This is a genomic window from Corynebacterium urinipleomorphum (assembly GCF_900155535.1).
Classification (GTDB): domain Bacteria; phylum Actinomycetota; class Actinomycetes; order Mycobacteriales; family Mycobacteriaceae; genus Corynebacterium; species Corynebacterium urinipleomorphum.
The window spans coordinates 170,012-195,438 of record NZ_LT706964.1 but is presented as its reverse complement, the minus strand read 5'-3'; the positions used below and the strand labels follow the sequence as shown (position 1 = coordinate 195,438).

21 protein-coding genes are annotated in these 25,427 nt (G+C 62.8%); 7 read left to right on the top strand and 14 right to left on the bottom strand.

All coding sequences use genetic code 11. The features are described from left to right. Nucleotides 1–201: 201 nt before the first annotated feature. Nucleotides 202–2,829: a serine/threonine protein kinase gene (locus CZ338_RS06340; RefSeq protein WP_204211899.1), complete on the top strand. Its 2,628-nt coding sequence runs from the start codon at nucleotides 202–204 to the stop codon at nucleotides 2,827–2,829. 4 nt (nucleotides 2,830–2,833) lie between these two features. On the opposite strand, the gene CZ338_RS06335 is transcribed toward CZ338_RS06340, so the two are convergent. Both CZ338_RS06335 and pta read right to left on the bottom strand, forming a co-directional pair. Further along, on the bottom strand, nucleotides 2,834–4,033 hold the full coding sequence (locus CZ338_RS06335; protein ID WP_087117438.1) for an acetate kinase: 1,200 nt from the start codon (nucleotides 4,031–4,033) through the stop codon (nucleotides 2,834–2,836). Beyond that, on the bottom strand, nucleotides 4,033–5,427 hold the full coding sequence (gene pta / locus CZ338_RS06330) for a phosphate acetyltransferase (protein ID WP_087117437.1): 1,395 nt from the start codon (nucleotides 5,425–5,427) through the stop codon (nucleotides 4,033–4,035). The genes CZ338_RS06335 and pta overlap by 1 nt, the downstream gene beginning before the upstream one ends. 389 nt (nucleotides 5,428–5,816) lie before the next feature. On the opposite strand from pta, the gene CZ338_RS06325 reads away from it, so the two are divergent. Continuing rightward, entirely contained in the window at nucleotides 5,817–7,199 is a 1,383-nt protein-coding gene (locus CZ338_RS06325) for an FAD-dependent oxidoreductase (protein ID WP_087117436.1), read from the top strand. A 90-nt stretch (nucleotides 7,200–7,289) separates the two neighbouring features. After that, complete coding sequence (locus CZ338_RS06320; RefSeq protein ID WP_087117435.1) at nucleotides 7,290–7,472, top strand: hypothetical protein; 183 nt, start codon at nucleotides 7,290–7,292, stop codon at nucleotides 7,470–7,472. A 347-nt stretch (nucleotides 7,473–7,819) separates the two neighbouring features. Here the strand turns inward: CZ338_RS06320 and CZ338_RS06315 are convergent, their stop codons facing one another. Next, complete coding sequence (locus CZ338_RS06315; RefSeq protein WP_143341270.1) at nucleotides 7,820–8,329, bottom strand: hypothetical protein; 510 nt, start codon at nucleotides 8,327–8,329, stop codon at nucleotides 7,820–7,822. A 356-nt stretch (nucleotides 8,330–8,685) separates the two neighbouring features. On the opposite strand from CZ338_RS06315, the gene CZ338_RS06310 reads away from it, so the two are divergent. After that, on the top strand, nucleotides 8,686–9,726 hold the full coding sequence (locus tag CZ338_RS06310) for a ParA family protein (protein ID WP_162287322.1): 1,041 nt from the start codon (nucleotides 8,686–8,688) through the stop codon (nucleotides 9,724–9,726). Between the two features lie 15 nt (nucleotides 9,727–9,741). Further along, nucleotides 9,742–10,401 (top strand): hypothetical protein, encoded by a 660-nt coding sequence (locus tag CZ338_RS06305; RefSeq protein ID WP_143341269.1) that lies wholly within the window; start codon nucleotides 9,742–9,744, stop codon nucleotides 10,399–10,401. A 240-nt stretch (nucleotides 10,402–10,641) separates the two neighbouring features. Here CZ338_RS06305 and CZ338_RS06300 read toward each other — a convergent pair whose 3' ends face one another. Then, the gene (locus CZ338_RS06300; RefSeq protein WP_087117431.1) at nucleotides 10,642–11,931 is read right to left on the bottom strand and encodes an adenylosuccinate synthase; all 1,290 of its coding nucleotides are present in this window, start codon (nucleotides 11,929–11,931) and stop codon (nucleotides 10,642–10,644) included. A gap of 568 nt (nucleotides 11,932–12,499) precedes the next feature. Continuing rightward, nucleotides 12,500–12,898, bottom strand: coding sequence for an NUDIX hydrolase (locus CZ338_RS06295; protein ID WP_087117430.1), 399 nt, complete (start codon nucleotides 12,896–12,898; stop codon nucleotides 12,500–12,502). A gap of 47 nt (nucleotides 12,899–12,945) precedes the next feature. On the opposite strand from CZ338_RS06295, the gene CZ338_RS06290 reads away from it, so the two are divergent. Next, nucleotides 12,946–13,731 (top strand): hypothetical protein, encoded by a 786-nt coding sequence (locus CZ338_RS06290; RefSeq protein ID WP_087117429.1) that lies wholly within the window; start codon nucleotides 12,946–12,948, stop codon nucleotides 13,729–13,731. A 398-nt stretch (nucleotides 13,732–14,129) separates the two neighbouring features. Beyond that, a complete protein-coding gene (locus tag CZ338_RS06285; protein WP_087117428.1) occupies nucleotides 14,130–14,972 on the top strand; it encodes a PRC and DUF2382 domain-containing protein in 843 nt (280 codons plus the stop codon). 440 nt (nucleotides 14,973–15,412) lie between these two features. On the opposite strand, the gene CZ338_RS06280 is transcribed toward CZ338_RS06285, so the two are convergent. From CZ338_RS06280 to CZ338_RS06240, 9 genes are all read right to left on the bottom strand, one after another. Beyond that, a complete protein-coding gene (locus tag CZ338_RS06280; RefSeq protein WP_087117571.1) occupies nucleotides 15,413–16,804 on the bottom strand; it encodes an FUSC family protein in 1,392 nt (463 codons plus the stop codon). Nucleotides 16,805–16,878: 74 nt separating this feature from the next. After that, nucleotides 16,879–17,913 (bottom strand): class II fructose-bisphosphate aldolase, encoded by a 1,035-nt coding sequence (gene fbaA, locus CZ338_RS06275; protein ID WP_087117427.1) that lies wholly within the window; start codon nucleotides 17,911–17,913, stop codon nucleotides 16,879–16,881. A gap of 209 nt (nucleotides 17,914–18,122) precedes the next feature. Further along, the gene (locus CZ338_RS06270; RefSeq protein ID WP_204211893.1) at nucleotides 18,123–19,274 is read right to left on the bottom strand and encodes a glycoside hydrolase family 76 protein; all 1,152 of its coding nucleotides are present in this window, start codon (nucleotides 19,272–19,274) and stop codon (nucleotides 18,123–18,125) included. A 190-nt stretch (nucleotides 19,275–19,464) separates the two neighbouring features. Then, a complete protein-coding gene (locus CZ338_RS06265) occupies nucleotides 19,465–20,895 on the bottom strand; it encodes an IS30 family transposase (protein WP_143341209.1) in 1,431 nt (476 codons plus the stop codon). A 432-nt stretch (nucleotides 20,896–21,327) separates the two neighbouring features. Continuing rightward, on the bottom strand, nucleotides 21,328–21,927 hold the full coding sequence (locus CZ338_RS06260) for a TrmH family RNA methyltransferase (protein WP_235839493.1): 600 nt from the start codon (nucleotides 21,925–21,927) through the stop codon (nucleotides 21,328–21,330). A 124-nt stretch (nucleotides 21,928–22,051) separates the two neighbouring features. Then, the gene (pyrE, locus tag CZ338_RS06255; protein WP_087117425.1) at nucleotides 22,052–22,624 is read right to left on the bottom strand and encodes an orotate phosphoribosyltransferase; all 573 of its coding nucleotides are present in this window, start codon (nucleotides 22,622–22,624) and stop codon (nucleotides 22,052–22,054) included. Between the two features lie 2 nt (nucleotides 22,625–22,626). Further along, nucleotides 22,627–24,060, bottom strand: coding sequence for a hypothetical protein (locus CZ338_RS06250; protein WP_087117424.1), 1,434 nt, complete (start codon nucleotides 24,058–24,060; stop codon nucleotides 22,627–22,629). A 71-nt stretch (nucleotides 24,061–24,131) separates the two neighbouring features. Further along, complete coding sequence (locus tag CZ338_RS06245) at nucleotides 24,132–24,971, bottom strand: sulfurtransferase (RefSeq protein WP_087117423.1); 840 nt, start codon at nucleotides 24,969–24,971, stop codon at nucleotides 24,132–24,134. Nucleotides 24,972–24,986: 15 nt separating this feature from the next. Beyond that, nucleotides 24,987–25,427: DUF4265 domain-containing protein (locus CZ338_RS06240; protein ID WP_235839475.1), on the bottom strand; the 441-nt coding region annotated here is incomplete at its 5' end.

Below are 25,427 nucleotides of genomic sequence, written 5' to 3'. Positions count from 1 at the left end.
CAGCCGGACCACTCGGACCACCCCGGCACCGACGACGCCCCTGAGGCCCCCGAAGCCACCGAGGCCGTCCTGTTCGACCCATTCGCGGACGACGATGGCGATGAAGAGAGCGCCGCCGACAACGCCGCCACCCCCGGCACCTCTGATCGCAGCGACGATGACGACTGGCTCTCCTGGTACGACCACGGCGACATCGACCAGGTGACGGAGCACGCTCGGCCGAAAACAGGGGAAGAGCAGGAATCAGCCCCGGCCGAGGAGGCCCAGGCGACGCAGGCGGTCGCGTTCGACCCGTTCGCGGACGAGGACGACGAGGACGACGGGAACGACGACTACAGCAGGCACACCGCCAGATACGGCGGGGGCACCGACACCAGCCCCGAAGCCGCCGCGCCGGAGGGACACCAGGCGACGGAAGCAGTCGCATTCGACCCGTTCGCGGACGACGATGACGAGGACGCCACCGACAGCACCCACGTACCGTCGCTCGATGAGGCAGACCTGTACGGCAGCGCGGGCGAGTACGCGGGGCTGCTGAAGGACCTGGGGGAACTGCGCGCGGGCCAAGTGCAGCGGGCGCAGGCGGCGCACGCGGAGCAGGAGGCCAACGAGCGCGCGCAAAAGGAAGCGCTGGCGCGGGCCCAGGCGAGCACGAGTGAACGGGCGCGCAGGCAGGCGCTGGACACGTTCCGGGAATTGCGCGGGGTGAAGCGCGCGACGCGCAGTGTGGCCGACGGCATGGTGGAGCTGCCGTGGGTGGACCCGGTGGAGCCGAAGGAGGCCATCAAGGACCCGACGAACGCGGTCGTGCACAAGAAGATCCCGGCGCCGCAACTGCACAAGGGCGACATCGTTGCCGGCCAGTACGAGATCCAGGGCGTGATCGCGCACGGCGGCATGGGCTGGATCTACCTGGCGCAGGACCACTACGTGGCGGGCCGCGTGGTGGTGCTCAAAGGCATGCAGTCAGAGAAGAGCGAGGAAGAGGCAGCGGCTGCGGCGGCGGAGCGGGAATTCCTGGCAGACATCACGCACCCCGGCATTGTGAAGATCTTCAACTTCATCGACGACCCCAGGGTTGACGGGGGATTCATTGTGATGGAGTACGTGGGTGGGCCGTCGTTACGCGAGCGCAAAAATGCGCAAGAAACGCACCTGCTGCCCATCGACCAGGCGATCGCGTACATCCTTGAGGTGCTTCCCGCGCTGGGGTACCTACACAGCCGCGGCGTGGTGTACAACGACCTCAAGCCGGACAACATCATTGTCACGGAAGACCAGGTCAAGCTCATCGACCTCGGCGCGGTCAGCGGCATCGGCGCGTACGGGTTCATTTACGGAACGAAGGGCTACCAGGCGCCGGAGGTGGCGCGCGAGGGGCCGAGCATCGCCAGCGACATCTACACGGTAGGACGCACGCTCGCCGCACTCATCCTCGAGCTGCCAAAGGAAGGCGGCGCGTACTCGCACACGCTGCCCACGCCGAGCGAATCGCCGACGCTGCGCCGCTACATCTCCCTCTACCGCCTCATCGCGCGCTGCTGCCACCCGGACCCGCGCCAACGTTTCCGCAGCGTGGAAGAGCTGGAGGTCCAGCTGCTCGGCGTCCTGCGCGAAGTGATCGCCTTGCGCGACGGCATCACGCACCCCGCGCAACATTCGCTATTCTCGCCGCAGCGCACCACGTTCGGCACAAAACACCTGGTCTTCCGCACGGACCAGCTTATCGACGGCATCGATCGCACCGTCGAAATCACCCCCTCCGAAGTCGTTTCCGCCCTGCCGACTCCACTCATCGACCGCTCTGATGTCGGCGCCGGTCTTCTCTCCGGCACCTCCTACGCCGAGCCGCAGGAAACCCTGGAGACGCTCCGCCAAGCCTTCGCCGCCACCGAGTACGCCGAATCCGCCGAGATCCCCTTCGCGGTGGCGCGCGCGATGCTCGACCTGGGCCTGACCTCCCAGGCGCAGCACTGGCTCAGCCAGCTCGACGGGCCGCTGCGCGAGGACTGGCGCTACCACTGGTACCGCGGGCTGACCGAGCTGATCCGCGGCGACTTCACCAACGCCCAGCGGGACTTCGCAGCCGTGCTGGACATCGTGCCGGGCGAGGCCGCGCCGAAGCTCGCGCTCGCCGCCGTCGACGAGCTGCTCCTCCAGCAAAAAGGCGTCCAACAGCAGAAACTTATCGACGACACCCTCCCCCGCCACCTCGCCTCCATCCGCACCGATCTGGGCGAGCTACCCAACTCCTATTTCTCCTCCCAGGAGGAAGCCGGGGTCATCGCACCGAGTTGGTCGCACGTGACGGACCACCCGGCGACACTGCGGCTCAACGCAATGCGCCTCTACGCCCTAGTGTGGGCCGCGAACCCCACCACCGTCTCCTCCGCTTTCGGCCTAGCCCGCCAACTCATGTACGAAGGCGAGGTGGAGATGGCCGTCGCCGCACTGGATAAAGTGCCGCAGCAGTCCCGCCACCAGCGCATGGCCAAACTGACCACCATCTTGTACCTGGTCAGCGACGAGCTCACCGAGTCCCGCATCCGCCGTGCCGCCCGACGCTTGGAGGAGATCCCCACCAACGAGCCACGCCTGCTGCAGATCAAAGTGGCGGTGCTGCGCGCCGGTCTGACCCTTCTGCTCGACTCGGGTGCTAGCGCCGCCACGGCGAAGACGTTCCTGTTCGAGTACCCGTTCACCATCAAAGACCTGCGCCGCGGCCTAGCTATCACCCTGCGTGAACAGGCGCGCCGGGCGCCGTTCGCCCGCCACCGCTACGCGCTGGTGGACACGGCGAACAAGGTGCGCCCGGCGACGTGGTTCTAGCTCCTTAGAGTGCCTCGGCGATCGCGGCAGCCTTCTGCGCGATGGCCAGCTCCTCGTTCGTGGGCACGACGAGCACCTTCACAGCGGAGTCATCCGCGGAAATGATGCGCGGGCCGGATCCGTTGACGTTCTTATCCTCGTCCAGCTTGATGCCAAAGCCCTCGAGGTCCGCCAGGGCGTTGGTGCGCACGGTGGGGTCGTTCTCGCCCACGCCAGCGGTGAACGTGATGGTGTCCACGTGGCCCAGGGTGATCATGTAGGCGCCGATGTAGCGGCGGAGACGGTGGATGTACACGTCGTAGGCCAGCTTGGCCTTCTCGTCGCCTTCGTCGATCCGCTCGTGCAGGACACGGAAGTCGTTCACACCGGACAGGCCCTTCACACCGGAACGGCGGTTGAGCAGGTCGTCGATCTGGTCGATGTCCATGCCGGCTGTGCGGTTCAGGTGGAAGATCACACCCGGGTCGATGTCGCCGGAGCGGGTGCCCATGACCAGGCCCTCCAGCGGGGTGAGGCCCATGGTGGTGTCCTGCGCGTGACCACCGCGGATGGCGGAGACGGAGGCACCGTTGCCCAGGTGGAGGACAATCTGGTTGAGGTCCTCGACGGACTGGCCCAGGTGGTCAGCCACCTCGCGGGCGATGAACTCGTGGGAGGTGCCGTGGAAGCCGTAGCGGCGGATCTGGTGCTCGCGGGCGGTGTCCAGGTCGATGGCGTAGTTCGCGGCAGCTGCCGGCAGGTCGTTGAAGAAGCCGGTGTCGAAGACGGCGACGTGCGGGACGTCCGGAAGCAGGTCGCGGGCGACCTCGATGCCGTCGACGTTAGCCGCGTTGTGCAGCGGTGCCAGGGGCACGAGGGCGCGGATCTGCTCAACCACCTCGTCGGTGACAAGCACGGGTGCACTGAAGGTGTTGCCACCGTGCACGACGCGGTGGCCGCAGGCGATGATGTCCACTGCGGTCGGGCCGGCGCCGTTGGCGTCCAGCATGGCGATAGCCAGCATCAGGCCGCCGCGGTGGTCGCGGATGGGCATGTTGGACTCGACCTGGCGGCCCTCGATCTTGATGGAGATGCGGCCGTTCGGCTCGCCAATGCGCTCCACCAGGCCGGTGACGAACGGCTGGTCGGAGGCGGATGCGGTGGGGTCGACGATCTGGAATTTGATCGACGAAGAACCGGAGTTGAGCACGAGTGCGTAGGCCATTAGTTAGCTCCTTGCGCCTGGATAGCAGTGATAGCAACGGTGTTGACAATGTCGGGGACGGTCGCGCCGCGGGAAAGGTCGTTGACCGGCTTGTTCAGACCCTGCAGGACAGGGCCGATGGCGAGCGCGCCGCCGGTCCGCTGCGCGATCTTGTAACCGGCGTTGCCGGCCTCGAGGTCGGGGAAGACGAAGACGTTCGCCTGGCCCGCGACCGGGGAGTCCGGGGCCTTCTTCTTGCCCACACCCGGGTCACAAGCCGCGTCGAACTGCAGCGGGCCGTCGATAGCCACGTCGGGTGCGAGCTCCTTCGCCTTCGCGGTCGCCTCGACAGCGCGCTCCACGTCCGGGCCGGAGCCGGAGCTGCCCGTGGAGTAGGACAGGATGGCCACCTTCGGGTCGATGCCGAACTGGGAAGCCGTCTTGGCGGACACGGCGGCGATCTCACCGATCTGCTCCGCCGTCGGGTTCGGGTTGACTGCGCAGTCGCCGAACGCCCAGAGGCGGTCACGCATGACCATCAGGAAGATGGAGGACACCACGGAGGCACCGGGCGCGGTCTTGATGATCTGGAAGGACGGCTTGATGGTGTGCGCGGTGGTGTGCGCGGCACCGGAGACCATGCCGTCAGCCAGTCCCTTGTGCACCATCATGGTGGCAAAGTAGGAGATGTCCTTCATGGTCTCGCGCGCTTCCTCGACGGTCACGCCCTTCTTCTTGCGCAGCTCGGCGAATTCTTCCGCGAACTCGTCCAGCAGCTCAGAGTTCTCGTGATCGATGATGTTCGCGCCGGAAAGGTTCCAGCCCTTGGCGTCCGCGCGGCGCACAATGTCGTCCTGCACGCCGAGGATGGTCAGGTCCGCCACATCCTGCTTGAGCAGGTGGTGCGCGGCCTCCAAGATCCGGTCGTCCTCGCCCTCCGGCAGAACAATGTGCGCGCGCTTCTCCTTCGCGCGGGTGATCAGCCAATTCTCAAACACAGCCGGGGACATGACCTGACGCGCGTCCGTGCCCAACGCAGCTTCAACAGCAGAGGCATCGAGCTTTTCGACGCCACGTGCTTCCACCCCCAGCTCCTTCACCCGAGCCAGAGCTAGCTCGGCTGCCGGGCTCTCAGCAGCACCCTCTGCTGTGAGCAGGAGAACCGGAACACCTAGAGCTGCGGCGACCTCTGCGTCGAAGGTGTACTCGCCGGTGCCGACGATCAGGCTGTCGCCCTCTGCAAGGAGGTCAGCGCCCACGATCGCGGAGAGGTCCCGCTCCTGGTCTGCCAGGCGCACGACGTTGAGGTTTGTCTCGGCAGCCAGCGCCTGGATGTCCACGTCACCGTTACCGCCAGCACCCCCTTCGAGCGCGCGACCTAGCGCGGTGATTAGAACGGACCTGTTCTCAGCCATATGGAGCAACCTTTCTGGGCTTTCACCCTGGTTTTTCGCGGGTATTCGCGCATGTCGCGCGATGTGTGAACGCTTCTCGCGCAGCGGATTGACGCGCTCACCTGCGCGCTCTATCCAGCCTTTTTCAAGTGTAGCCACCACCTGAACCACACGCAGGTGGTGTTGGGCACACCCCTGTGGACACTCATCCCCCAAGCCTGAAGCGACCCCTCCCAGTATCAGCCACAAACCAAGCAGTCCGAATGAAAAAGACCGCTTGGTCTAGATTTGTTTGGACGATGTCCTATACTGGCGCTACAAATAACAGCCAGCCCTAACTGAACACCAGTGATCGCTGGCTAAAGAAGCCCACGAAACACGTAAAAGAACAAAGGACACGTTCGAGCTTTATGACTACTCCTGCATCTGACAACACCCTCCGTGTCGCCGTCGTCGGCTCTGGCCCCGCCGGCATCTACGCCTCCGACCTTCTGGTCAAGTCCGACGTGGATGTCCACGTGGACCTCTTCGAGCGCATGCCGGCCCCCTTCGGCCTGATCCGCTACGGCGTGGCACCGGACCACCCGCGCATCAAGGGCATTGTGAAGTCCCTGCACAACGTGCTGGACAAGCCCGAGATCCGCCTGCTAGCCAACGTCGATGTGGGCAACGACATCACGGTCGAGGAGCTGCAGGAGTACTACGACGCCGTCATCTTCGCCACCGGCGCGACCGCCGACCGCGACCTCAACGTCCCGGGTGCGGAGCTGGACGGCCACTACGGCGCCGGCCAGTTCGTCGGCTTCTACGACGGCAACCCGGACTTCAAGCGCGACTGGGACCTCACCGCGGAGAAGGTCGCCATCGTCGGCGTGGGCAACGTCGCCCTCGATATCGCCCGCGTGCTGGCCAAGACGGCCGACGAGCTCAAGGTCACCGAGATCCCCGACAACGTCTACGCCAACCTCAACGCCTCCGCGGCCAAGGAGATCCACGTCTTCGGCCGCCGCGGCCCGGCCCAGGCCAAGTTCAGCCCCCTGGAGCTCAAGGAGCTGGATCACTCCGACACCATCGAGGTCATCGTGGACCCGGAGGATATTGATTACGACGAGGCGTCGGAAAGCGCGCGCCGTGAAGCGAAATCCGTCGACCTCGTGTGCCAAACCCTGGAGGGCTACGCCATGCGCGACCCGAAGGGCGCCCCGCACAAGCTGTTCATCCACTTCTTCGAGTCCCCCGTGGAGATCATCGGCGAGGACGGCAAGGTCAGCGGTTTTGTCACTGAGCGCACCGAGCTCGACGGCAACGGCGGCGTGACCGCCACCGGCGAGACCACCACCTGGGACGTCCAGGCTGTCTACCGCGCCGTCGGCTACCGCTCCGACGCCGTCAACGGCGTGCCTTTCGACGACCACCGCGCCGTCATCCCCAACGACGAAGGCCACGTCCTCACCGAATTCGGCGGCGACATCGTGCCGGGCCTGTACACCACCGGCTGGATCAAGCGCGGCCCCGTCGGCCTGATCGGCAACACCAAGTCCGACGCCAAGGACACCACCACCATGCTTCTCGACGACTACCGCAACGGCACCCTCACCCCCACCGAACACCGCGACGACCAGGCCATCCTCGACCACCTGGCAGACAAGGGCATCAAAGTGACCACCTGGGAAGGCTGGCACAACCTCGACGCCGCCGAGCGCGCCCTCGGTGAAGCCGAAGGCCGCGAGCGCAAAAAGATCGTCGAGTGGGATGACATGGTCAACGCCTCCCACCCCGAGTACTCGATCTAACGTTCAGCTACAAACTTTCCGCAATGGGGCCACGGTATCGTGGCCCCACTTTTGCGTTTGATCACCAGCCACCACGAGCAGGAGCGAACAATGACCACCCTTGATCAGCGCCGAACCAAGCGCCCCGGCAACCGCGAGACCATCGAGCGGATCAAAGCCGAAATGCACCGGGACACCCAGCTCTACCGCCTCCGCAAAGAAGTCGGGGTGACCCACGTTTTCCTCGCCGGAAAAGTTGGCGTGGCCAAAACCGGAGCTCCCTATAGCGGCTAGATAAACGAAATCACCGCCGATCCTCTACCCGTTCAGGTAGGGATCGGCGGTGATTTACTTCAACTCACTAACCATTACCGGTGGCTAGCGGGTGCCGCTCAGTCTTTACTGAGTTGCGTTCCCCTCTTCGCTGGAACCTTCGCCGGAGCCCTCAGCCAGTGCTTCAGCACCATCGGTGGCACCGGAGCCCTTCGAGGAACCATTCTTGCCCTCGGAGTCGGAGGAACCGTTGTTCTCATCCTTGCCCTTCGAAGAACCCTCAGAAGAGGAACCTTTGTCACCATCAGCCTTGGAGGAAGACCCCTTGGAAGAGCGATTGACCAGTAATTTCGCCCTTCCGCGACGACCTAGTTGGAGGACGGGTCCTTCGGCGCCAGGTCGTCATTATTCGGCGCACACTTCACAGCCACGAGGGTGATCGCGTCGATGTCGGCGGCGAGCAGCGCCAGGCCGGCGGCGGCCTGGACGACACTGCTGCCAGCGGCACGCAGTTGGCCGTTGATACGCTCAGCCTGCCCGGCCATCTCCGGGCCCATGATGCCCAGCAGCTTCTGCAGCTCAGAGTTGGCATTCTGGATCTGGCCGCCGATCTGCTTCTGGATGTCCTCCAGACCCGGGATCGACGTCTGAGCAACGATGCCCAGCGGGATCGGCGCCAGCAGCGGCAGACCCGCACCCAGCAGGGCCGGGACGCACTTGTTGCGGTCGACCTTACTGGACAGGCTAGGCTTCGAGGCCTCAGCGATCTCGAAGGTGACGATGCGCTCGGTCAGCTGGCCGTTCTTCGTCGCCGTGACGGTCACCGCGAAGGTGCCCCTAGTCGGTGTACCTGCGCTCTTATCGTCCGGGAAAACCACGTCTCACTACTGGTCCGCACACCGGTGCGACGACGGAAAACCAGGCGAAGCTTTCGTGGCTACCAGGTAGCGGTAAAGAGGCGTTGCAAAGCAGAAGGTCCCCCTCCTCTAGCGGAAAGAACGTTCTTAACCGTGAAACATGGCGTGCGGCACGCGGTTGGGAAGCCACTGAGTTTATCTGCATTCATATGCACACTCGGTCCGGTGCACGCATAGTGCGTTTACACTCCCAGAGTCGCCGGTCGCTTGACCAAATCAGGTAGATTTCACATAAATATTAGATCTCACAAAAAGTAACGGCCTGGCAGTGTATAAACTTTCATTAAGAGTTGTTCCGGACGAGACAGGAGTCGGCGTTGAGCTGCAAGGTGATTGCCCTCTTTAACAACAAAGGCGGAGTGAGCAAAACTACAACCTGCTTCAATCTAGGCTGGAAACTAGCTGAACTGGGCAAAAAGGTTATTTTGGTGGATGCCGATCCCCAATGCAACCTGTCCGGTCTGACTCTGGAATCTGAAAGCGAAGATCTCATATCAGAGACCTACCAAAGCTTCGAATCAGTCAATCTTTACTCGAGCTTGCTCCCAGCGATGAAGAGTACCGGGACTAAGATCGAAGCACCGGACCTGCCCTCTGTTGCTGGTAACGATGATCTCCTCCTGCTCCCGGGAAACGTAAAGTTAGCCGAAGTAGAAACACAATTAGCTACGGCGATGAGCGTCGGCGGCATGCTTCCCGCGATGCAGAACGTGCCCGGATCCTTCAAGACGCTTTATGGGCTACTCGCCGATAAATACGACACTGACTACATCCTGATCGACATGAGTCCAAGCTTGGGAGCCCTAAACCAGGTGAACTTCCTGAACGCGGACTACTTCATCGTCCCTGTAATTCCGGACATCTTTTCCGTAATGGCGATTAAGAGCCTATCGACCGCAATTCCCAGCTGGTTGGATTGGGCACGCAAAGTCAATCAACTGGGAATGTTCAATGACCCAGATCTCCTTTACAAGTTCGAGCCGACCAATCCCAAGTTCCTCGGGACTGTTATTCAGCGGTACCGTCTGCGCAACGGAATGCCTTCGCGTTCTTTTGAGCAGTATTTTCACTACTTGGATGAAGCTGTCGATTCGATATTCATTCCGGAAATGCGCAAAAACAAGTTGATCCCGGATAGAATAGCCGACAAACCGTCCGCAAGTATGAGGCTAGCCGAAATCCCAGACTTCAACTCTCTGATCGCCAGTTCGCAGGCCGCGCGTAAACCCGTCTACACGCTCTCTGATAACGAGCTGAAAATTGGTGGGGCTGCACTCCACACTCAGAAGCAGAAGATCGAGCAATTTCGATCAATCTTTACCGATTTCGCGCATAATGTCATTGACCTCACCAGTTAAATTGATCGGTCTTCGATGTTCTATGACCCAGAAAAAGCTCTTTCGAAGCACAACTCGACTTTTGCTAACGGTATAGCACGCAGCTTGGATTTATCCCGTTTAGCAGGCGAACTTTCCGAAGAACGCAGTACACTGGCCATTGATATTTCAAATTCATCGGTGGTAATGGCCGTCGGAAGTCTAGATCTACTCTGCAAAAATATCCAGCGTGAATCGCTGCTGTCCTATCTCTACGGATTTCTCGAGCCTCCCGAGAAAGTACGCAAAGTCGTTCCGCTGACGGTAGCTCGGCTCGTGACCGACGCAGCTAGACACCCTAACAAGGAACCTGCGTTTGGGTCGCATCACTTACTGGCAGCATCTTTTCTGGACCGCGAACTCTCGAGGGACAATTTCCAGGGCATCAACAACGTTGCGACTCTCTTCACCTCGCTCGGGCTAGGAAAACTGAAGAATTTCATGAACAAGGGCGAGTACGCTGATTTCAGCGCTGCGGTCACAGAGTTAACTGAGTTTCGGCACGAAATCGTACACCGCACAGCGGTCCAGTTTAATCCCTACCAATTCCCCACCGTCGATGATATTTCTCGCAGGTCCGTCACCCCTGAGGCTGCTAACGCACTCAAGGCCGGTGGGGAGGCACTAGTCAACCGAGTGAAAGCTTTCATTGCTTAACTGCTGATATATTATTTCGGCTTCTCTCGTGGCTAAAAGACCACGGGAAGCCGAAGTGTGCGCGAGTCTTCGCACACTCAGGCCTGACCATCAAGAATCGCTTGAACCCGTAGTTCAACCAGCCGCTCCACCCTGTCCCCTATCACGTAAGAACTGTTAGTTCCACCCGCTGTATAGCCAGTTCACACTCGCAAACTATCCCTACTCGCAAGCAAGCACCGTCGGTAAACGGAGAAGCCCCTAACGCTTCATCACGTTGTGACGCGTGATTGTCTGGTCGCGGCCCGGGCCGACACCGATGTAGGAAATGGGGGCGCCGGAGAGCTCCTCGAGGCGCAGGACATAATCCTTGGCGCGCTGCGGAAGTTCTTCAAAGGTGGTGCAGCCGGTGATGTCTTCGTCCCAAGCCGGCATGGTCTCGAAGATGGGCTCGGCATGGTGGAACTGGGACTGAGTAAGCGGCATTTCGTCGAAACGCTCACCGTCAACGTCGTAGGCGACGCAGATAGGGATCTCACCGATGCCGGTGAGCACGTCGAGTTTGGTCAAGAAATAATCCGTGAAACCGTTGACCCGTGCGGCGTAACGAGCAATCACAGAGTCGTACCAGCCGCAGCGGCGCTTACGACCGGTGTTCACGCCGACTTCACCGCCAGTCTCCTGGAGGTAGTCGCCCCACTTGTCAAAGAGCTCCGTCGGGAACGGGCCAGCACCCACGCGGGTTGTGTAAGCCTTGACAATGCCCAAGCTCGCCGTGATCTTCGTCGGACCGACACCGGAGCCAACGCAGGCACCGCCAGCGGTCGGGTTGGAGGAGGTCACGAACGGGTAGGTGCCGTGGTCCACGTCCAGCATGGTGGCCTGGCCGCCTTCCATGAGGACGTGCTCACCACGGTCGAGAGCTGCGTTGAGCTCCTGTTCAACGTCGATCACCATCGGCTTCACCCTGTCCGCATAGCCGAGGAAGTAGTCCATGATTTCCTCGACCTCGATGGCCTTGCGGTTGTACATCTTCACCAGCATCTGGTTCTTCACGTCCAGGGCGGATTCGATCTTCTGGCGCAGGATGGATTCGTCGAAGAGATCTTGGACGCGGATACCTACGCGGGCGACCTTGTCAGCGTAGGTCGGGCCGATGCCGCGGCCAGTGGTGCCGATCGCACGTTTACCCAGGAAACGCTCCTGCACGCGGTCCAGCGTCTGGTGGTACGGCGTGACCAGGTGGGCGTTGGAGGAAATGCGCAAACGCGATGCGTTGGCGCCGCGGGCCTCAAGCCCGTCGATCTCCTCGAAAAGCGCCTCAAGGTTGATCACCACGCCGTTGCCCAGCACTGGGGTGGCGTTCTCCGACAGCACGCCAGCCGGGAGGAGCTTCAGCTCGTACTTCTCGCCGCCCACGACGACGGTGTGGCCGGCGTTGTTGCCTCCGTTCGGCTTGACCACGTAGTCGACCTTGCCGCCGAGAATGTCCGTGGCCTTGCCCTTGCCCTCGTCGCCCCACTGGGCACCGACAATGATGATGGCCGCCATAAAAACGCTCCCTTAATCACGCTGTGTTTCAAGCTGCTTCGTGCGTGTTCTTCGCGGGTTTCACGTCTGGGCCCACATCGCGGTCCCGCACCCGCAAAAGTCCAGCGTTATTGTACCGCCCCTGCCCACGCGTCGCGGATGCGCGTCGTGTTTTATGCCTTTCAGTCCTCTAGGTTCCGGCGGGCACCGCTTTCACCTCGACAGCACCATGTCCTCTTATATAGAAGAAAGGGGTTGAGGTCAGCCCTGACCCCATTAACGGTGTCACATCCCTTGACCTGTGCGAATAAGTTTCAGGAATGAGGGCAACCGCTGCACACGACAAATAGGCCAGTCCGCCTGCACTGGGTGACCGCGTTAATTCCGGACGAAGCACCTGGCCAAAGCTATCAAAGAGCTATTTACGGACACACCTGACCTAAACGCCGATCAGCAATATGTGTGCGCGCTCTTCACAGGAAACACGAGCAAGAAACACGACCGCGCTACCCTCACGGGAAATATGTGCGTGCCTCCCACAGGCTTCAGCACCAAACGCGGCAACACGAAACTCCCACGCAGTCACCCGCTACCCCAGAGCAGGAAATACCTTCCGCGACAGCAACGGGGCCAATTCAACGCCGGCCGCAGCAGGCACATGAGGATCGACCCACAGCACGTCCTCTATTTCCGCTGCCGGCTGCGCATCGACGGGTGCGGAGCACGTGAAGATCGTGCCCTCCACCTCACGGCCCTCCTCGTTCGCGGCGGGGGCGAGGAAGGTGGCTAAGGGGGTGAGGGAGGAGACGTCGATAAGCGCGCCAATCTCCTCGCGCACCTCGCGCACGGCCGTTTCGCGCGCGGTCTCCCCTGGGTCCGGCTTGCCGCCGGGCAGCATGAAACGGCTGGTGCCCCTCTTGCGCACAGCGAGCACGCGGCCACGGTCATCGCGAAAAACTACGGCGCACACGCGGATAGGTTCGGACATAGGCCTCAATATACAAAGCGGGCGTGCCCCCTTGTAGCGTGAGCGCCATGCGGCTTGTTCATTGCGCGTGCGGCACAGACACCACCATTCCGGGTGCGGAGGAGCACCAGCTCCCAACGGTTCCCACGCGGCGCGACCTGAAGTTCTTGGACGCGATCGCGCGCGAAGTCCTCCCGGTCGACCCGACACCGTCGCTGCGAGACATCGCCGCGTCGCCGTCCGTCTCGCACCTCGGCGAGCCCACGTTCGCACCGCAGCACCCCGATGAGCGGCTGCGCATCGTCGTCTCGGGCACCGACGCCGCACTCAGCGCGATCCTCACCCGCATGATGCGCGCCGACTACCTGTGGGCTGAGGTCGCCTACATCCCCGCAGACCCCGCATCTCCCGCCGCTGTCCTGTGGGGCATCCCCTCGGCCGCGCTCGAACTCGCCGTCAACGGCCCCGTGCGCCCCATACCGTGCATCCGCAACGACGCCGGCCTCACCGTCGCCGGCTCCGCCACGCTCACGCACATGGACGGCACCCCTTATATAGGAGAGATCGTCGTCGACAACGAGGTCCTCCTCCGCAGCAACGGCCGCGGCCGCCAGCTCGGCGCGCGCCTCGTCCCCACCACACACGCACCAGGACTCGCCGCAGCAGTCATCCGCAAGGCACCATTTCGCAAACGCCCGCTTATCGACGCCACCTCCACCCCCTCCGGCCGCGCCCTCCAATCCGGCGGCGAATCCATCCTGGTCACCGTCGACGGCATCCCCGCAAAGCGTCCCGTCGAACGCGTGACGTTCTACCGGCACCTGCGCGATATCCAGGCAGTCCGCGGCGCATAGCCGGCCCCCATGCCCGCACCGCCCATTGTCACCCCTGAGACTTGGATGAGCCCCACCCCTAGAGGTAGCCAAGAGACTCAAAAGCGACGGACAATTAGGAAGGGTTCCACCGTTCCGTAAAACGTGATTTATCTCACATTCCCATTTTTGGATACACCCCGTAGCCATTTCGTTACCACCCCGAGACTAAAACCCATTTTCCATGCCCACGGTAATCCCAGCTGGTTCACGTTTGTGCAGGACAGCGTTGTGGACGCGACACTATAACTAATCTTTCCGGCACTTCCCTCCAACTTTCGGTTGATACGCATTGCGTCAGGGCGGGCCGATGCAGCCCCGCTCATCCGTGGTTACGTTGGGTGTTGTTCGATTCCAACAAAGCATTTAAGGAGAACACAATGGCTGACTACAACCGCATTGAGGATCTTGCAAACGCAACCGCTTACGACGTGAACGGCGACAAGGTCGGTGGCGTCCAGGACGTTTACGTTAACGACACCACCGGCCAGCCGGACTTCATCTCCGTCTCCCACGGTCTTTTCGGTGGCGGCGACTCCATCGTCCCGCTGCGCGGCCACACCCTGGAGAACGGCGACCTGCACCTGGCTTTCGCTAAGGACCGCATCGAGGACGCTCCGGATCTGGACGAGAACGGCCACCTGACCAACGCTGACCAGGAGGCTTTCTACCGCCACTACGGTCTTGAGGGTGTCGAGGACCGCACCCAGTACCAGACCGGCGCTGCTGCTGGTGCAGGCGCTGGCGCTGGCTACGCTGCCGGTGAGCGCACCGAGAACACCGAGGTTGCTGACCGCGACCGCGCTGAGTTCGCTGACCGCCGCGACGAGAACGGCGAGATCATCCGTTCCGAGGAGCAGCTCAACGTCGACAAGGAGCGCGTCGAGTCCGGCCAGGTCCGTCTGCGCAAGTACGTCGTCCACGAGACCGAGACCGTCGAGGTTCCGGTTGAGCGTGAAGAGGTTCGCGTTACCCGCGAGCCGATCACCGAGGCTGACCGCGCTAACTACGACGGCAACATCGGCGAGCAGGAAGCTTCCGTCACCCTGCACGAGGACCGCGTGAACGTCTCCAAGGAGTCCGTCCCGGTGGAGAAGGTCTCCCTGGACAAGGACACCGTTCGCGAGACCCAGCAGGTCACCGAGGATATCGCTAAGGAGCGCATCGAGACCGACGGCAACGTTGTCGACGAGACCCGTCGCGACGTCACCGACAACCGCTAGTCTCCCCCGCTAGCCGCCTTTGGCTAGCTGCTCCTAGCAGTACAGAGCAAAAACCCGGCACCCAGTTCCCGTTCGGAACATGGGTGCCGGGTTTTCATGTCTCCGCTGGCATCCTCCAGCCAAACCTGAACTCATAGGTCGCATCTCGTGTTTAATGTCGAATAAACCGCACATTTCGGGTGACTGGTGTGCAAGTTTTTCAGGTTTCAGCGGGAAACCTGAACTCCGACGCTGCAAACGGCGGCTACTGGCGGAGGTCAGTAATGCCGATAATCCAATGACCAGCAGTTTCACGAGATAGAGCGGCGGTGTCGTTGCGGGCGAGTTCAGGTTTCAAGCAAGGATCCTAGGGGCCGGTCGCCGAGCCGATTGGATCCTTCTGCATTCGACCGACGAGCGGCCCCAACAAGCAACTCAACGGGCAGCGCAACGAGTGCTGCTTACGGCTCCCCGCGGCGGGCGCTTGATTCTTCGCTGTCGCCGAACGAGCTCTTACGCACCTCGGGCGGGTACGCAGGCGTCTCGGAGGTCGGTTTGAGCACGGCTACGGCAGACTCGCGGGACCACCCGCAGATCTGCAACAAGTCCACAATCAAAGAGCGCGACTGCGCCAAGATCGACGCTGCCGACAGCGCAGGCTTGTGCTCGCCCGTCTGTCCCGCAAGTTCTGCCCGTTCCGTCTGGTCCGTATGCTCCGCCTGGTTCAGAGCATCGGCTGCACCGGCGACATCCGTATCCGACATCACCTTCGCGGCGACAGCGTTATTGGCGTCTTTCGCCGGCCCCTCGAACGGTGAGTAAGGGCCAAACGGGGGCTGGGCGTTCAAGTCAAGCACATCCAAGCCTGTCTCCGCGGCTAGGGCCCGGAGCCGGTTTGTCAGGGCAGGCATGCCCTGGGCTTGGCTGATCTTCGCGTTGACTTCAAAGATGGCGGACATGTCCAAGGCGATGGAGGACAACTGGTCGAGGATCCAGAGCTGCTTCGGCGAGACGGTGTCATGGTCCTCCACAAGAACCAGCGCACGACGGGCAAGCACTCGCGAGGTACGGATCGCGTTGTCGGTGGGCGGCACCATCCGCGACAGGGACATCACGTAGCGGCGGGAGCGCCACAAAAACGGCGACAGCTGCGTGGATTCGCGGCCGGATTTGGTGGCGGACCGGATTGCGTCGATATCCGTTTGCGTCCCGCGGATCGCTTCCAACGCCACGGCCATCTCGGAGGGGTGTTGGTGGGCGATGCCGTGGGAGACGTCGTCAAGCACGGAGCTCAAGATGCCGAGTACCTTAGCTATCTCTTGGCGTGCTGTTGCAAGCGGCGCTGAAGGCAGAAGCGCGACGACCATGAGGCCGAGGGCTGAACCGATGAATGCGTCGATCGCTCTATCCACACCCGTGACGGCGGCGGTGGGCGGCATGATCGTGGAAATCAGGATTGAGCCGATGGCGACCTGGTTGGCCACGAGCACCGATTTAGAGAAGAACGATGCGAACAGCAGCGAGCCGCCCACTGCGAGCGCGATCTGCCACCCGCCAGCGCCGAGCGGCGCGAACGCGAGATCACCGATGAGCACGCCCAGGATGCAGCCGAGCGACATGTCCAGCGCACGCGTGATGCGGTCCCCGCCGGACATACCAACGATGATGACTACGGTGATCGGCGCGAAGAACGGCTGCGGGTGCCCGACCCATTCGTGCGCGATCCAGTACGCGAGCCCGGCGGCGATGCCCATCTGGATTGAGGGCAGGATGCGTTGCCGGACGCGCCGCAATCGCGCCTCGATGGAGTTCTCCACGACGGCCATGCGTTCGCGGGTGGTCATTCTTTCCATGGGCATCACTAGCAAAAGGTAGACAGCAAAAAGGCCGGGCCCTTTTCGGACCCGACCTTCACTGTAGACGCGATTTACTTGGACACGGACTTGCCCACAGAGTTGAGGTTCTCACATGCCTGGACCACGCGGTCAGCCATGCCCTGCTCTGCCTTCTTCATGTAGGAACGCGGGTCGTAGACCTTCTTGTTACCCACTTCGCCGTCGACCTTGAGCACGCCGTCGTAGTTCTGGAACATGTGCTGCGCGACCGGGCGAGTGAACGCGTACTGGGTGTCGGTGTCCACGTTCATCTTCACCACACCGTAGGACAGGGCCTGCGCGATCTTCTCCGGCTCGGAACCGGAACCACCGTGGAACACGAAGTCGAACGGCTTCGCGCCAGCCTCGAGGCCAAGCTTTTCGACGGCCGCTTCCTGACCCATCTCCAACACCTCCGGCTTCAGCTTCACGTTGCCGGGCTTGTACACGCCGTGAACGTTGCCGAAGGTGGCAGCCAGCAGGTAGCGGCCCTTCTCGCCGGTGCCGATGGCGTCGATGGTCTTCTCGAAGTCCTCGCGGCTGGTGTAGAGGTTCGCGCCTGCCTTGGCCTGCACGCCGTCCTCTTCACCGCCGACAACACCGATCTCAACCTCGAGGATGATGTTTGCGTTGTGAGCCTTCTCCAGCAGTTCCTGCGCGATGACGAGGTTCTCGTCGATCGGGATGGCGGAGCCGTCCCACATGTGGGACTGGAACAGCGGCAGCTCGCCGCGGTCGACGCGCTCCTGGGAAATGGCGATCAGCGGACGAACGTACTCGTCCAACACTTCCTTCTGGCAGTGGTCGGTGTGGAGCGCGACGTTGATGTCGTACTTCTCAGCCACCTTGTGCGCGAAGGCAGCGAGCGCCTCAGCGCCAGCCACCTTGTTCTTCACGGACAGGCCCGAGCCGAACTCGGCACCGCCGGTGGAGAACTGGATGATGCCGTCCGAGCCTGCCTCGGCGAAGCCGCGCAGCGCTGCGTTGATGGTCTCCGAGGAGGTGCAGTTGATGGCCGGGTACGCGAAGCCGCCCTGCTTCGCGCGGTCGAGCATCTCGTTGTAAACCTCAGGGGTTGCAATAGGCATGGAGGGTATTCCCTTTCACTCGGTGGTCAGTGTCGCCCGCGAGCCCTCTTGAGAGCCTGCGGACTCTACACACCCCAGTATGCCCGTGTCCGGTTTTTCCTGCACGAACTTTTCGGCCCCCGCCTGCGCACCCGGTTCGCGCTGGCCCCGTGCTACTCGCTCTCTCGCCGCTATTTTCCTGAGCTACTCCCCGCAGCTACTCCCCGCAGCTACTCCCCGCGTTCCTTGCGCGCGGCCGACACCCGTGCGGCCGCCTCGAGCAGCATCCACCCGGACAGTTGCACAGACAGGTCACGCTCCGAGATCCGTGTCGTGCCCAGGGCATCGGTGATCGAGGTTGGTCCCAACGAATAGTTGTGCGGCAGCTTCGCGTCCCGGGTCCAGCGGGCGGGGAAGATCGGCAACCCGTCGACCTCGAGGCGGTGGTTCCACATCGCCTCGGCGCTGGACATGACGAGGCGCTCCGCCGCGCGCTTCGCACTCACACTCGCGGGGCTGTCCTCCGGCAGACGCACAGCTACTTCGGCGAGGTAGCGCACGAGGATGCCCTTGAACAACCCGCCGTCGCCATCGCCGTCAACCGGATTGTCGATCACCCCGCCCGGCGTCGCCACATGCATCGAGATGGCCTGCACCAGCGACCGGATATGCGTGATGTAGTAGACCTGCTCCTCCGGCTTGTCTTCTAGGGCGAGCGCGATCTCCAGTGCCGCGCCGAGCACAGTTCCCTGGTTGTAGGTGTAGATGGTGGGGGTGGCACGTGGGCCGTCGACAAGCAGGCGCAGACCGTCTTGAATGAGGCCGTCATCCGTCATGAGATTCTCGAAGATCCAGTCGACCACTTCACGCGCCTTGTCCACACGGCCCGTGCGCGCGAGCATGATCGCCGCGGGCCCGTTCGCAGGGACGTTGAAGAAATTCTCGTCCGTGCGCCACGGCAGCACACCCGTCACGGAATCAAGCCCCGCGAGGATATTGAACTCCAAGTCGTCGAGCTGCTTCGGCCGCGACACCTTGTCCGAATGTGCCACACGGTCCAGCGCCAACGCGAGCCACGCCTTGTCGTCGTAGTAGCGGTTCTTGATCAGCTTGCCCAGGTTGCGCAGGCGGATCCCGCGAATCGTGCGCACAATCGCTGCGCGCCGCGCCTTCGTCGAACGCCGCGATTCCGCGTCCACCAGGCAATCCAAGTAGTGCGCCTGCCACCAGTAATGCCAGTGGAAGAACACCTTCTCCTTCGTCGTCGGCGGCCAGCTGACCACCGCAAGGTTGGTGCGGGGCAAGCCCCACAGCCGCGTCGCATGTCGTTCCGCAATCGCCATCTCAGCGAGGTCCGCGCGGTGCGCCCAAGTTTCCGGCACTATCCCTCCTTTACATCGCTTCTAGCTTATCCGCGTCGTTGCGCAGCCGTTACACTTTCCATTTCCTGGGGATCCAGCTCCGTCGAGCCGCGGAATCGACTGATTCGCGGACCGCAGCCCCGTGAAAAACGCGAACGGTAACTATCAAACGGTAACAATGCTCCCGAAGCGCCAGTAATGTGCGGCGGGATCATGCGGTGATTGCGCCACCGTTGAATAGTTCTTCTAGTTTTTCACGGGGTGTGGCTCCGTGAAACTTGACGATGGGGGTGTCGTTGAGTTCGTTTTGGACCCAGGCGACTTCCTCGGCGCTGACAAGGGCGAAGTCGGTTCCTTTCGGGAAGAACCGGCGCCGGATTTCCCCGTTGGTGTTCTCGTTGGTGGGCCGCTGCCACGGTGAGTGCGGGTCGCAGAAATAGACCTTGCACCCATCAGCGATCGACACCGTGGCAGTCAGCGCCATTTCTGATCCTTGGTCCCACGTGATGGTCTTTAACTGTTCGGCGTTGAGGTCTTTGACCATGCGTTGCAGCGTTCCGACCACGGTGGCCGATGAGTGCTCGTCAGGCAAATGCCCCAGCAGGGTATACCGGCTGGAGCGTTCAATCAGGGTGATCAACGCACTTTTACCTCCTTTGCCGATGACGAGGTCTCCCTCCCAGTGCCCGGGGATAGCCCGGTCGTCGACTTCTGGTGGCCGGGTGGTGATTTCTGCACCTGTGATCCACGACCGGCTGTTGGTGGCAAGACCTGCTGTACGCGACCGTGGGGTGCGTTTCGTGCCGCCTTTGATCAGTACTTGCTGGGTCTTCATGATCGATTCCAGCTCCGCGCGAAGGCTGCCTTTGCCTTGGATGTAGAGCGCGGAGTAGATCGCTTCGTGGGATAGCTGCATGGTTTCATCATCGGCGAAAACCCGCTCCAGATGGCAGCTGATGCGCTTTGGTGACCATTTGCGTGCAACACCTGCGACAACGACTTTCCGCAACCGGTAGTTCGTGTCGATGCGGCGTGGTTTCGGCCTGGCCATCCGTCGTGTTGTGCGTTCACCGGCGACTTCGGCGTTATAGGTGTGCACCACCGTCCCGGCCGGGTTGATGACCTCCCACCCGTTACGGCGGATTTCTCTGGCAACCACGCTATGGTGCCGGCCGATAGATGAAGCGATCGCCCTAGCCGATAAGCCTTGGGCGCACCCGGCATGGATCTGGGCCCGGTCAGAGACGGTCAACCGTTTGCCCACCCCCACACGCATACCGTCGATGTCAGTTGGTGTAGCCGCCGTAGACACCGCGGCGGTGGATAAAGGTGCTGGCATGACACTATCTTTGCGCCACTGGTACACCGTCGATCTGCTGACCCCCAACCAGTCGGCAACCGCAGCCACCGGCACACCGTCAGCGAACATCTCCTCGGCGACTCGGCGGTTGTGTTTCCACTGCTTTGCAGTACCGCGGTCACTCGTTATCCCTGCTTTACGCATCCAGCTGTACACAGTCTTAGGTGCTACACCGAGACTTTCCGCAATCCGGTATGCGGACTGACCATCTAGCACGCAGGCAACGGCAGCTTGTTTATCCTCATCAGAAATGACTGTGCGCGCGGGTGCTTTTCCAGGCACGACCACGCCTTGTTCGATGAGCCAAGACCGCACAGACGATACGGGCAAGCCCACCCTACGAGCAGCGTGTGACACCGACGCGCCTTGTCGCACCAAGCCAGATGCTTGCTCAAATCGGTCCTGTCGGCTCTGTCTTCTGACTGTCGATGGACCGGCTACACCCGCTTTGTGCATCCAGCTGTAGACAGTTTTTGGCACCACCCCAAAATCCTCAGCAACCAAATAAGGGGACTCGCCAGCAGCAACACGGGCAACCGCCGCCTGACGAATTTCCTCCGGCACCCAACCAGTCACAACGCAACCACCTCTCGATCGAGATGGCGCATTCACCCATTGACAGTCCCTGCGCGATACCGGACCTAATAGCCCGGGGTTACCGTTGAATTGTTACCGTTCGCGATTTCGAGCCGTCGCGCACGAACGGGCCAGCGCTCACCACGCCGCGTTCAAGTCCGCGTGCTGCCGGATCCAGGCGTGCATGGCTATCCCGGCGGCGACACCCGCGTTGATGGACCGCGTCGACCCGAACTGCGCGATTGAGCATGTCATCACTGCCGCGTCCTGCGCCTGCGCCGTCACTCCGGGGCCCTCCTGGCCGAAAAGCAAGAGACAGCGCTCGGGCAGGTCAGCGGTTTCCAGCGGCACAGAGCCCGGCGTGTTGTCGATGGCCACCATGGTCAATCCGTGTTCCGCCGCATATTCAGCCAGGTCAGTCACCGTTTCGTGGTGGACTATGTGCTGGTAGCGGTCCGTCACCATCGCACCGCGCCGGTTCCACCGCTTGCGGCCCACGATGTGCACTGCCTCCGCTAGAAACGCATTCGCCGTGCGCACGACGGTGCCGATGTTCATGTCGTTCTCGAAGTTCTCGATCGCCACATGGAACGGATGCCGCCGGGTGTCCAGGTCCTCCTTGATCGCCTCAAGCGACCAGTACCTGTACGCATCGACGACGTTGCGGCGGTCGCCGTTTCGCAGAAACTCCGGGTCGTACCGCTTATCGACGGGCCACTCCCCCTCCCACGGCCCCACCCCATGCCGGCCTTCTTGCCATTCGGTGGGGCCTTTTTCGGCGGGGTCTTTTTCGGGGTCGGCGGGCGCAGGCGCTGCGGGCGCTGCGGGCTCAGCAGGCTCGACTAGCTCAGCGGGTTCGGGGCTACGCGAGTCCAAGGTCGTCCAAGCCCAGCAGGAACCGGTAGTCCAGGCCAGCGTCCTTGAGTACGTCGGCGGCGCCGGTGGCGCGGTCCACGACGGTGGCTACGGCGACGACCTCGGCACCCGCTTCCTGGCACGCCTTCACAGCGGTGAGCGGGGAGTTACCGGTCGTGGTGGTGTCCTCGACCACGAGAACGCGCTTGCCGGTGATGTCCGGGCCCTCGATGCGCCGCTGCATGCCGTGCTTTTTGGCTTCTTTGCGGACCACGAAGGCGTCGATAGGCCGGCCCTCGGCGTGCATGACTGCGGTGGCGACGGGGTCGGCGCCGAGTGTGAGGCCGCCGACGGCGTCGAAGTCGAGGTCGCTGGTCAGCTCGCGCAGCAGAGCACCGATCAGGGGGCTCGCCTCGTGGTGCAGCGTCGCGCGACGCAGGTCGACGTAGTAGTCCGCTTCCTTGCCTGACGAAAGCGTCACCTTGCCGTGGACGACAGCCAACTCGCGGACGAGCTCGGCGAGGCGCTCCTTCGCGCCAGCGTTACCAGTGTGTGCAGTGGTTTCCGTGTTCTCGCTCATGGTCACCCAGGGTAGTCCGCGTTGCCGTCGCCGAAGATTGACGGGGGTTGGGGGCGGCGGGTGAGGCGGGTGCCGTCGTTAAGCTGCTCGGGCGGTGCACCCGTGGCGATGGCGTCGACCTCGTCCCCGCCGACCGTGCGGTATTCCATGGTGCCGCGGACGGCTCCGGTGGTGCGGGTGGGCAGCTCGAGGGGCTCCTCCGGCCGCGCGACTACGGGCCGTGTGTGCTCGTTACCTTCCCCTTTCGCGCTGGCCGGCGCTTCAACCGGGTCGCCCATCTCACGCGTCTTCACGTCGAAGTGGAGGTGCGGCCAGGTCCGGGGAGGAAGAGTACGAGCGGCGTCCGCGAGCAGGGCGAGCGGCGCGAACACCGGCTCCCATTCCTGCGCGCCCGGGGTGCCGTCGAGCTGCGCGAGTACCCACTCCGTCTCAAACCACACGGCACTGACCTGCGGCGGGAGCATCTCCAGCGCGGTGCTGACGCGGATGTCCAGCATGCGCTCCGCTGGCCCCGCCTCCGACGCGAACACGCGGAAACCCTCCAGTTCAGCGACCGCAACGAGGTCCTCGGTGGCGTCATCCGCATTCGCTTTTCGACGCACGTCCACCACCACCCCACTGTCCATCCCCGTTCCCATCGCCACGACGGTCGTCTCACCGATGTCCGCGATCCGCGTCTCGTGCCCGAAACGCGTCCCGGTGAGCACGTCCCTCACCGGCGCACCTATCGACGCCGCACCCCGCCCCCACTCGTCCTGCAGAAACTCATCTTCCCTCGAGTACTCGAAGCCGTTCGCCTCCGCCCACTCGCGCCGCTCCTTCCGGCCGCGCTGCTTCGCCCCCGGCAACGCACCGCTGATTGCCCCCGACAGTGCGCCCCACCGCGAATGCGTTTTCTCCTTAGGCTGCTGGTCGCGCTGCCCGTCGTTGTGCGGATCGCGCTTCTCCAGTTCTTCGGCTTCTTCCGTCTCTACCGTCTCCGCGGTCGTTTCAGTCCGCGCGGGTTCGTCCGTCTCCGCAGCTTCTTCCGTCTGCGCAGCTTCCTTCGTCTGCTCGGGCTCATCCAACTTCGTGGCCCCCGCGGTCGTCGCAGGCTCCTCAGCTGCTTCGACTGCTTCCCTCGGCACCGCCTCAGCCGCCGGTCCCGGCTGCTCTTCCGGTTCGGTCTCCGGCAACGGCACTCTCTCCGGCTGCGGTTCGCGCGCCGGCAACGGCTCGATATCCGCAGCCACGGCTTCCTCAGACTCCCGGGACTCGCCACTCCCATCGCCGCCGGTGACGCTGGCGTCACTCACGGCCGCGGCACCGCGTGAACTGCCAGCCCCAGTGGCGGCACCGCTCTCGCCTGCGCCGCTCTTTTCCTGCGCATCGGCGCGCCACAAGTAGCCCGCCGCAGCAAGAGCGAGCGCAGACAGTGCCAGAAGTATGTAACCCATCAGTAGAGAACTGTATCCTCCGATGCCCCCTGAACAGGGCAGGCATGGCTGGTTGCCTTAGGGTTCCGCTCCTAGATGTCGCGCTCGACCGGGTTCTCCGGGTCAGCGGACCACTGGGACCAGCCGCCGATGTAGTGGGTGAGCAGCGGCAGGCCAGCATGCTCAAAAGCGGCGAGCAGCTTAGAGGAGTGGTTACCTGAGCCGGAGTAGACAATGGCCTCAGCGGGGTCGGTGTTGTGGGTGATGCCGAACTTCGCCATGATTTCCAGGATTTCTTCCGAAGGCTTGATCAGGCCGTCTTCAGTGAACAGGGTATCCACCGGGACCGTGCGGGCACCGGGGATGTGGCCGGACTTCAGGTCCAGGCGTTCGCGTTGGCCAACGTAGCGGGAGGTATCGCGGGCGTCGATAAGCATGCCCTTGAATTGCTTGACGTCCTCGATGCTGGCGGTGGGCAGCTGGCCCGGCGCGACCTCGAGCTCCGTGTGCACGGAGACAGGGCCCGGACCCGCGATGGTCTCGAAATCGAGGCGGTCCCATGCCGCGAAACCACCGTCGAGAATGCGCACGTCGCGCACACCCGCCCAACGCAGGGTCCACCACGTGCGGGCCGCGTATTCGCCGGCACCCGTGTCATAAATGACCACCGGGCGGTTCGCCTCGATGCCCCACGCACGGAATGACTCCTGCATGCGCTCCGGTGACGGCAGCGGATTACGGCCGACCTGGGAACCGGGCGTGCCCACGAGGTGCTCCGCCGGGTCGCAGAACTGTGCAGTGGGAATGTGCTCGGATTGGAATTTCGACCACGCGTTGCCCTCCCGGGCATCCCACAGCGAGGCCAAAACAGTGAGCTTCTTGCCGGTACGGATCTGTTCACGCAGGTCTTCAGGGGACACGAATACGCTCATGGCCCCCAAGTGTAGCTACGCCAAAGAGATGATGCCCTGCGCCTGAAGGCCCTCAAGCCACTCACGGATTCCTTCGCTCGGAGCATCCGCGCCTATCGACGCCCCCAACATGCCCCCCGGCCCCACCTCCACCCGGCACCCGAACGCCAGCAGCGTCTCCGGGATGTCCGTGGGCTCCGGCGACTGGATCAGGATCCGCACTGTCTCCGCCCCGCCACTGACCACCTTGCGGTTCACGTGGAACTGGCCCCCGACCTTCACGCATTCCACAATGTCCCCGACATTGATGCTCGTGTCCAGGAACGGGACGCTCGCCACCACAAAATGCCCGCCACCGATATCGTGGGCCGCCAGCTCCTCGTTCTCCACACCCGGCAGCGGGGTCCGGGTGACGATCTTCGTGGTCAGTGGCTCCATGCCGGAGATTGTAACGCTGGTGTCCGGCCGGCTTGCCTC

Bases quoted from the DNA above. Each gene is read 5' to 3' on its own strand.
- CZ338_RS06335 (WP_087117438.1), bottom strand. From the start codon at position 4,033: ATGGCCTACGCACTCGTGCTCAACTCCGGTTCTTCGTCGATCAAATTC.
- pta (WP_087117437.1), bottom strand. From the start codon at position 5,427: ATGGCTGAGAACAGGTCCGTTCTAATCACCGCGCTAGGTCGCGCGCTC.
- CZ338_RS06325 (WP_087117436.1), top strand. From the start codon at position 5,817: ATGACTACTCCTGCATCTGACAACACCCTCCGTGTCGCCGTCGTCGGC.
- CZ338_RS06320 (WP_087117435.1), top strand. From the start codon at position 7,290: ATGACCACCCTTGATCAGCGCCGAACCAAGCGCCCCGGCAACCGCGAG.
- CZ338_RS06305 (WP_143341269.1), top strand. From the start codon at position 9,742: ATGTTCTATGACCCAGAAAAAGCTCTTTCGAAGCACAACTCGACTTTT.
- CZ338_RS06300 (WP_087117431.1), bottom strand. From the start codon at position 11,931: ATGGCGGCCATCATCATTGTCGGTGCCCAGTGGGGCGACGAGGGCAAG.
- CZ338_RS06295 (WP_087117430.1), bottom strand. From the start codon at position 12,898: ATGTCCGAACCTATCCGCGTGTGCGCCGTAGTTTTTCGCGATGACCGT.
- CZ338_RS06290 (WP_087117429.1), top strand. From the start codon at position 12,946: ATGCGGCTTGTTCATTGCGCGTGCGGCACAGACACCACCATTCCGGGT.
- CZ338_RS06285 (WP_087117428.1), top strand. From the start codon at position 14,130: ATGGCTGACTACAACCGCATTGAGGATCTTGCAAACGCAACCGCTTAC.
- CZ338_RS06280 (WP_087117571.1), bottom strand. From the start codon at position 16,804: ATGGAAAGAATGACCACCCGCGAACGCATGGCCGTCGTGGAGAACTCC.
- fbaA (WP_087117427.1), bottom strand. From the start codon at position 17,913: ATGCCTATTGCAACCCCTGAGGTTTACAACGAGATGCTCGACCGCGCG.
- pyrE (WP_087117425.1), bottom strand. From the start codon at position 22,624: ATGAGCGAGAACACGGAAACCACTGCACACACTGGTAACGCTGGCGCG.
- CZ338_RS06250 (WP_087117424.1), bottom strand. From the start codon at position 24,060: ATGGGTTACATACTTCTGGCACTGTCTGCGCTCGCTCTTGCTGCGGCG.
- CZ338_RS06245 (WP_087117423.1), bottom strand. From the start codon at position 24,971: ATGAGCGTATTCGTGTCCCCTGAAGACCTGCGTGAACAGATCCGTACC.